Genomic DNA, 6,437 nt, shown 5'->3' on the forward strand with positions numbered 1-6,437 from the left:
AACAGTGTAGGAGGATATGAATATGAAATTGACTGAAAAATATAATGTTGACCCTGAATTTGAAGATCTGTTTTCCTACAAATCGAAGAAGGAGGAAATTGAACACGAGGCAAAAATGATCATGTTCCGCCTTTTGAGTAGCTTCGAAAAGATAATGGATCGACCCATTCAGAAAAAGGAAATTGCTGAAGCAATCAATACATCTCCAAGCTACGTCACTCAACTTTTTAAAGGAGATAAGCTTATCAATTTCATCACCCTTGCCAAATTGGAAAAAGCGTTTGATTTTACTTTCGATATAGAAGCAAGGAAGAATAACAATGATCTTAAAGAAAAGGCAGAGAGGGCAGCAAAACTTGTCCAGCTTAAGCCCAGGTTTGATTTACATTGCGGATTCCCTAATGTAACATCATATTACAAGTTTGCGAACAATGAACAGGATAAAGTAAATGCGAAAGCACTATGAAACCAACTCTATCTCCCTTAAAACTGAAGGATTTTGCCATCATGGAAAATCGATTCACGTTTTTTCCACCCAACGACAAGATCAATGGTTTAGATGAATTGTTTAATGCGTACCTCCTTGATATTGATTTTGAGTATAGTGAAAATGAGCAATTCATAGCAATAGCAGTTCGGATAGAGATCAATAAGCCCGAAGATGCAACTCCGTTGCCTGGTTATTCTATTACGGTTGAAGGAACCTCGTTATTTGAATTTCAAGACTCCGAAAAGCTATCCCACGAAGACAAAGCTTCGCTCTTGAACTTCTCAGGACTATCTATTACGATCAATCATATAAGGGGTTTTATCTCGACACTCACCTCTTACGCTCCATTTGGAAAATTTAATCTGCCAACCATAGATGTAAACGATTTGCTATCCCAGAAAAATGCGATAGTGAAAAAGTGAGGATACCTCTGAGACAATAAGATGATAATGGGAGCCGGCTAACTCTGTCTTCACGACATCTGCCTCAGCCGCCGAAGGTGGCGGTGAGCACGCCTTCTTCTTTGAGTTTTTTCACGATGTAATAATCCTTGCTGCTCCGGCTACGCTTGCCGTGAGCCAGCCGATAGACACGAATAGCCGTAGTGTCAAACTCCTGCGCAATGGCGCGGTAGGTTTCCCGGTTGCGGGAGAAAAAGCGGTATCTGATAAACGACAACAACATAATAATAACGAAAAAACAGGGCCTCCAACCTGTGTGAGTATACTTTTTTTTGATTTTCCAGATCCTTTTATCTCACTATCTGTGAATGATATAAGAAATACGCGTTACAAATATAGGACATTTCCCATTAAAAAAAGAATTTGGGTGAAAAAAATATAAAAAAAGTATATTCCTATTCGAGGGGCTCCACCATGGAGCGGTGCATCTCCACCGTGGCGCAGCCCAGCTGCTCGATGCGGAGGGCAATGACGGATTTGCCGTCGACCGTGACCAGCTCTCCCTCCAGGCCGGAAAGCGCCCCCTTGATCACGCGCACCTTCTCGCCCGGGCTGAGCGGACGGGTGTCGAATTGGACAGCACTCCCGGAGGTATCAACCATAAAACGGAACTGCTCCATCTGTGCGGCCGGAATGGCGGTGGGGGCTTTCTCGCCGCGGAGTACCATGTAACGCAACACCGAGGGGAGCGTGACGACGGTGCGCTGCTCGCTTGCATTCACATGCACGAAGATCATCATGGGGATGAGCACACGTTCCATTTTCTTCTTCCGGTCGCTCCAGAGGCGTACCTCCTCCTGCACGGGCAGAAAATTTTCGATGCCCATCTCAGTAAGCCGGTCGCGTACCTTCTTCTCGTGGTGCATCTTCACATATGCTGCCAGCCACCGGCGCTCGTTTGTCTGTTTACTCTCTTTCTCGTGGATCATGATGCGACACATTCGAAAGTGTAAATCTACAAAAAAATATTGAATAGACCTTTCCAGTGCGACTAGTTTGCAACCGGCACAACCGAGATGGCGTAACCTCCGCCGGGGGCGGAGCGCTGCGTCAGCTTCGACTTGCTGGAGACCCGCACCTTGCGGATGGTGAAGGCCTGCGGATTGGTTTTGTAATGGGCATCGGGAGCATCGGCATAGATGGTGGCGACATAGTCCCTGCCCTTGTCCAGAAAATCGAAACTGATCTTCGAGATGAATGACTCGTTGCCTGTGGTGTTGCCCACGAACCAGTTGTCGCTCCCCTTTGCCTTGCGGGCCACGGTGACATACTGGCCCGGCTCTGCCTCCAGGTAGCGGCTTTCATCCCAATCGAGCGCCACATCCTTGATGAACTGGAACGCGTTGGGAAACCGCTCGTAGTTTTCCGGCAGGTCGGCCGCCATCTGCAGGGGGCTGCTCATGGTGACGTAGAGCGCCAGCTGGTTGGCGATGGTGGCGTTCACGTGCGAGGTGTTGTTGGGGTTGAGCCTGGAGATATCCATCTCGAAGATGCCGGGCGTGTAGTCCATCGGCCCGCCAATGAGTCGCGTGAAGGGGAGGATGGTGACATGGTTGGGCTTGCTGCCGCCGAACGCCTGGTACTCGGTACCGCGGGCCGACTCGTTGCCGATCAGGTTGGGCCAGGTGCGGCAGACGCCGGTGGGGCGCACCGCCTCGTGGGCGTTGACCATGATCTTATATTCGGCCGCCTTCTCCAGAGCATACTGGTAGTGATTGTTGATCCACTGGCTGTAGTGGTTCTCACCTCGCGGAATGATGTCGCCCACGTAGCCGCTTTTGACCGAGGGGTACCCGTAGCGGTTCATCAGCTGATAGGCCTTGTCGAGGTGCCGCTCATAGTTGCGGATGGAGGAGGAGGTCTCGTGGTGCATCATCATCTTCACCCCCTTGCTCTTCGCGTAGCGGTGGATCTCGTCGATATCGAAGTCCGGATAGGGGGTCTGAAAGTCGAAGACATAATCCTTGGAGTTGCCGAACCAGTCCTCCCAGCCGATGTTCCACCCTTCCACCAGCACGGCGTCGAAGCCATGCTCCGCGGCAAAGTCGATATAGCGTTTCACGTTCTGCGTGGTGGCACCGTGGCGACCGTGGGGCTTCACTTTGCTGTAGTCGGTGATGCCGATCTGCACCGACGGCAGGTCGGCGGTATAGGACCAGTCGCTCTTGCCGGTGATCATCTCCCACCAGACTCCCACATACTTGGTGGGCTTGATCCACGAGGTGTCCTCAATCTTTGAAGGTTCGTTCAGGTTGAGGGTGATGCGCGAGGCAAGGATGTCGCGCGCGTCGTCGCTCACGATCACCGTGCGCCAGGGGGTGTGGCAGGGGGTCTGCAGGTGACCCTTGCTGCCGTTGGCATCGGGGGTGACCCAGCTGCGGAAGGTGAGCGTCGCCTCATCCAGGTCGAGGTGCATGGCGCCGTAGTTGATCAGCGCCGCCTCGTGAAGGTTGATGTAGAGGCCATCGTCGGTCTTCATCTGGAGGGCTGTCTGCACGCCGGTGTCGGAGAAGCTGGTCTGCGACAGGTTGCCCTGGCGACCGGCACGGTTGATGCCGCCGATCTCGGTGAGGCGCGAGGTGTGGTAGTCATATTCCTGCGTGTCGTAGTCGCCCGGGATCCAGAATGCCATGTGGTCGCCCGTCATGGCGAACTCGGTCAGCTCCTCCCTTACCACGAAGTAGACCAGCTCCTTCTGCTGCGGAAACTCATAGCGAAAACCGAGGCCGTCGTCAAACAGGCGGAAACGGATGATCATTGCGCGGCCGGTCTCCTCCTGCGTGAGGCGCACGGCCAGCTCGTTATGGTGATCGCGGATGGTACGGCTCTCGCCCCATACCGGCTCCCAGGTCTCGTCGACGGTGGATCGTTGCGCTGCGGCCAGTGTAAACCCATCGTAAAGCGAGGTGCGGGGATCGCTGCTCTTGCGCACCTCCTGACCGAACCCGGCATTGCCGCTGCCGGCCAGCTCCAGCCCCAGGCGACTGGGACGGATCACCTCCCTGCCCTTGTAGCTGAGGCTGTAGGTGGGGACGCCCCCTTCCTGCAAGGTAAACTGTAGTGACAGCGCCCCATCGGGCGAACGCAGCTCTTCCGCATGAATCATCATACCTGCCAGCATAAGGCAGATGCTTAATAGCAAAGTTCTCATAGGAATATATGTTTATTCAGTTTTTTTATCCATGGGCAAATATAGAGGATATATCCTCCCACCCACTGTAATTATCTCACAATCTCCTCCCGATGTTAGGCAATCGTTGGCATGGGAAATAAGCTGTTCCAGAGATTTGAATCTGCAAACCCGGTACATTTTAATTGCATGATCCGAATTTATTGGTTAAACTTGCGGTATGAAAAATATATCGAATTAATCCATATCACACAATGAAACATTTACACCTTGCCCTGCTCTTTCTCTTTGTACTTACCGCGCTGACGGCGCAAGAACCGCTATTCACCGAGTACCCGCTCAACACCGTACAGCAAAAACCGGCAGCAGATGAGGACCCGAAGAAAGGGCTGACGGCGCCCACCTTGCGCGTCTACCTGCCGGAAGCGGAGAAGGCGACGGGACGGATGGTGATCGCACTGCCTGGCGGCGGCTACCAGCACCTGGCACTGTTTCACGAGGGGTACGACTGGGCGGACTATTTCCTCGGCAAGGGAATCGCTTTCGGGGTACTCAAATACCGGATGCCGGCGGGGGATCATACCATACCCTTTGCCGATGTGCAGGCGTCTTTCAGGCTGGTGAAGGAGCATGCAGCCGAGTGGAAGGTGAACCCGGACGAGATCGGGATCATGGGATCTTCGGCCGGGGGACACCTGGCATCGACCTATGCCACCCACACACCGGCAGCAGAGCGGCCTGCCTTCCAGATCCTGCTCTACCCGGTGATCTCAATGGATCCCGCGCTTACCCATGCCGGGTCGCGCAGGAACCTGCTGGGCGAGAACCCGTCGCTGGAGCTGACGGAACGCTTTTCGAACGAGCTGCGGGTGGATGCCAACACGCCACCGGCATTCATCATCTTCGCCGCAGACGACAAGGTGGTGCCACCGGCCAACGGACTGCGCTACGCCGAGGCGATGACAAGGAACAACCGCCCGGTGACCTTCCTCCTCTACCCCACTGGCGGCCATGGCTTCGGCAACCGGGAGTCGTTCACCTACAAAAAGCAATTCTTTCAGGAGCTGGACCGCTGGCTGAAGCAATAAGCTTGTCTACATCCAAAATGTATTGAGGCCATTCAACGTATGCCGAAATGCAGAAAACCTTCTGATGGAGCAATGTTTCAAGTATATGATCGTGCGTTGATAACCTCTCAGGGCAAGGCTGTATGCGGTATCTACAAAAAAAAAGCCCGCTGCTTGAGCGGGCTTATGGCGGCATGGACAGGACTAATACCAGAACCCTCATAAAACATCACAAAATGCCCAACAGCAATTCATCGTGGATTTTCACAATCAATTCAGCAATATCCAGCGCGATCTGAATGATATTTGTTTGCATGAAGACATCATGTAATGAATAATGATGTAGATAGCCCAATTTAAGTTAAATTAACATTATTAGCATTAAAAGCAGGGGGGGAATGTAGCATTTATGCCTTGTTTTTCATCTATAGTATAGTAAGAACAAGTTAAAACTCTTTATGCAATTTGTAAAAACCATATTGTTGGAGACTTCTACTCAAAGTCTCGATGAAGTGGTGGTAATGGCGGGTGATAAAAGAGCATCATCGCCACTATCTAAAAGTAGAATTGCAGGCTATATCCGAAAATCTCTACAGATATTTTAAATCGTTGGAAATAGCCATGAATAGTGATAATTTCAGCGAACCTGCAAAAGTTTTAAGAATGTGAAAAACGGATACGGTGTGCTTGCCACATTTAACAGTATAGAAAAAATAATTGAAGTAAAATAATTTATTAGTCCATTAAAAAACAAAAAATTATGAAAACAAAAAACCAATTTATCCTGCCACTCCTGGTGTTAATTTTAATGGCAAGTTGTGACAAAGTAGAATACCAATCACTCTCGTTCTACACCGACTATCTCGAAGTACCCACACACGGCAAAGCATTCATTTTTCCCAAAACAGGCAGCGGAAATTACACGTTGGAAGTAGAAAACCCTCTTCTGTTCTGGGCAGAAATGGAATCCGGCTGGTCTAATCCCTCGGGAGCAATTGCTGTTCGAGGGGATCTCAAAGGAGAGGCTTGGCTTACCGTTACCGACAATGTGACCAAAGAATCGAAAAGATTAAAGATTAAAGTTACCGACAACTACGAGGCGATGCGTATATACAAAGACTACGATCGAGAAAACGACAAAGCGTTTCCATTGCCACCGTCTTTGAACAATATAGAATGGGTTTGCTTGATAAACAACACGGCACGCGATTTTTATCTTATCAATAGAGAAAGCATATCGCTCACCGATTACGTATTAAAAGTACGTGGCAAAGGTACTTACGCCCTTG

Annotated in this window: 6 protein-coding genes and 1 pseudogene; 4 read left to right on the top strand and 3 right to left on the bottom strand. The window is 50.6% G+C overall.

What is annotated here, in order from left to right:
• Positions 1-22 precede the first annotated feature (22 nt).
• Together B3Z75_RS01145 and B3Z75_RS01150 are read left to right on the top strand one after the other, a co-directional pair.
• Positions 23-466 carry a helix-turn-helix domain-containing protein gene (locus B3Z75_RS01145; RefSeq protein WP_294066867.1) on the top strand — a complete coding sequence of 148 codons (444 nt, stop codon included), beginning with the start codon at positions 23-25 and terminating at the stop codon, positions 464-466.
• Positions 463-912, top strand: a complete 450-nt coding sequence (locus B3Z75_RS01150) for a hypothetical protein (RefSeq protein WP_286854041.1) — start codon at positions 463-465, stop codon at positions 910-912. The genes B3Z75_RS01145 and B3Z75_RS01150 overlap by 4 nt, the downstream gene beginning before the upstream one ends.
• Positions 913-976: 64 nt before the next feature.
• On the opposite strand, the gene B3Z75_RS01155 is transcribed toward B3Z75_RS01150, so the two are convergent.
• The 3 genes from B3Z75_RS01155 to B3Z75_RS01165 all read right to left on the bottom strand — a co-directional run bounded on the left by B3Z75_RS01155 (position 977) and on the right by B3Z75_RS01165 (position 4,102).
• Complete coding sequence (locus B3Z75_RS01155) at positions 977-1,168, bottom strand: hypothetical protein (protein WP_286854039.1); 192 nt, start codon at positions 1,166-1,168, stop codon at positions 977-979.
• Between the two features lie 178 nt (positions 1,169-1,346).
• The gene (locus B3Z75_RS01160) at positions 1,347-1,880 is read right to left on the bottom strand and encodes a UpxY family transcription antiterminator (RefSeq protein WP_294066871.1); all 534 of its coding nucleotides are present in this window, start codon (positions 1,878-1,880) and stop codon (positions 1,347-1,349) included.
• A gap of 62 nt (positions 1,881-1,942) precedes the next feature.
• Complete coding sequence (locus B3Z75_RS01165) at positions 1,943-4,102, bottom strand: glycoside hydrolase family 97 protein (protein ID WP_294066874.1); 2,160 nt, start codon at positions 4,100-4,102, stop codon at positions 1,943-1,945.
• A gap of 233 nt (positions 4,103-4,335) precedes the next feature.
• Between B3Z75_RS01165 and B3Z75_RS01170 the strand changes: the two genes are divergently transcribed.
• Both B3Z75_RS01170 and B3Z75_RS01175 read left to right on the top strand, forming a co-directional pair.
• Positions 4,336-5,169, top strand: coding sequence for an alpha/beta hydrolase (locus tag B3Z75_RS01170; RefSeq protein WP_294066877.1), 834 nt, complete (start codon positions 4,336-4,338; stop codon positions 5,167-5,169).
• 739 nt (positions 5,170-5,908) lie between these two features.
• A pseudogene (locus B3Z75_RS01175) lies at positions 5,909-6,437 on the top strand (hypothetical protein); the annotation flags it as partial.

The sequence above is a fragment of the Proteiniphilum sp. UBA1028 genome, assembly GCF_002316955.1.
Classification (GTDB): domain Bacteria; phylum Bacteroidota; class Bacteroidia; order Bacteroidales; family Dysgonomonadaceae; genus Proteiniphilum.

Coding starts and splice junctions, on each gene's coding strand:
- B3Z75_RS01145 (WP_294066867.1), top strand. CDS start 23: ATGAAATTGACTGAAAAATATAATGTTGACCCTGAATTTGAAGATCTG.
- B3Z75_RS01150 (WP_286854041.1), top strand. CDS start 463: ATGAAACCAACTCTATCTCCCTTAAAACTGAAGGATTTTGCCATCATG.
- B3Z75_RS01165 (WP_294066874.1), bottom strand. CDS start 4,102: ATGAGAACTTTGCTATTAAGCATCTGCCTTATGCTGGCAGGTATGATG.
- B3Z75_RS01160 (WP_294066871.1), bottom strand. CDS start 1,880: ATGATCCACGAGAAAGAGAGTAAACAGACAAACGAGCGCCGGTGGCTG.
- B3Z75_RS01170 (WP_294066877.1), top strand. CDS start 4,336: ATGAAACATTTACACCTTGCCCTGCTCTTTCTCTTTGTACTTACCGCG.